Below are 1322 nucleotides of genomic sequence, written 5' to 3' on the forward strand. Positions count from 1 at the left end.
GGCACCCACCGCTCCGCCCGTGCGCAGGTCGAGCGAGACGTCGGCAATGCGCGCCGCGCCCGTGCCGACGACCCGCAGGCCCGGCCGGGCGCTCGAGAGCTGCTGCGCCGTGAGGGTGTCGACGGCGGAACGCGCGAGGTCGGCGGCGATGCGCACGAGCCCGCCCGCGCCGAGGAGCGCCCGTCGAGGTCCATCGACGAGCCGCCGTGGCCGCTCTCCCGATGGAGCACTTCGGCGCCGTCGACCCACACCCAGGCCCGCACGATGAGCTCGGCGGTGGTGTCGTCACGGGGGATGGGGCCGCTCAGCTCGTACCCGTCGTCGATGTTTCCGGTGGCGACGCGGGCGATGCGCACCGTGAACTGGTCGACGCAGCCGAGGGCCTCGGTCCACAGCAGCACGCCGCGCTCGAACACCTGCCAGCGGTACTCGATGCCGTCGCGGGTGGTCGTCTGCGCCTCGCCGGTGGGAAGGCCGTAATGCGAGACGCCGCCGGCGGCGGTCCACGCCGCGAGGAAGTCGCCGGTGAGGATGCGGGCGCCGCCCTCGGGCGTCCAGAAGATGATGCCGCGCTCGAACGTCGACATGCGGGCGGTCGGGTAGCCGTCGATCGGGAGTTCGTCGCTCGTCGGAAAGCCGAGGGCGCGGTCGGTGCCGTCGACGTTGAAGTAGCGGCCGAGGATCGCGCCGTGCACTTCGTGCGCCCCGGTGCGGGCCGACCAGTAGATGCGCCCGCCGCCGAAGTCGGCGTACGCGCCGCCGACGATGTCGATCTGGCTTCCCTGCGGGGCGCCGAGAAAGCCCCGCGTGCCACCGAGCAGCAGCCAGTGCGCGAAGATCTCGTCGAAGAGCTCGACCGCGGCATTGGCCGTGACGATCACGATGCCGTGCTGGAAGAGCTGGGCGCGCGGACCGCTCACGATGTAGCCGATGTTCCCGACGGCGACCGCGAGGTCGGCGCCGAGGCGCTCGCTGTCGGAGACGAGGCGGGCGAGCGCTCCCCCGGCACCGTCGGGAGTCGTGTCGAGGTCGGCGAGGGACAGCGCTTCGGCGCGGGTGTCGGGCCGCAGGGTCGTGACCGCGGCGGCGAGGGCGTCGTTGCGCAAGAAGACGTTCGGCCGGGTGAGGGATGCCTCGACGGCGCCGACCTCGCCGCGCCGCAGCGATTCGGCGAGACCCGCGATGCTCGGGACGTCTTGGTGGGGGGGGTGAGATCGCGCACCTGGCGAACCCCGAGGTCGCTGGAGAGGTGGCCGCGGAGCGCGGGAGAGAGGGGGGGGGCGGCGGGCGCGGCCGGGCCGGCGGGCGTGGCGGGGCCGGCC

Annotated in this window: 1 protein-coding gene; it reads right to left on the minus strand. The window is 74.1% G+C overall.

Annotation, left to right across the window (positions count from 1 at the left end; all coding sequences use genetic code 11):
• Window positions 1-1106 (minus strand): LGFP repeat-containing protein (locus G3N18_RS15750; protein WP_420827113.1); only part of this gene is annotated, 1106 nt, incomplete at its 3' end.
• Window positions 1107-1322: the final 216 nt, after the last annotated feature.

The organism is Microbacterium paulum (assembly GCF_015707995.1).
Taxonomy (GTDB): domain Bacteria; phylum Actinomycetota; class Actinomycetes; order Actinomycetales; family Microbacteriaceae; genus Microbacterium; species Microbacterium paulum.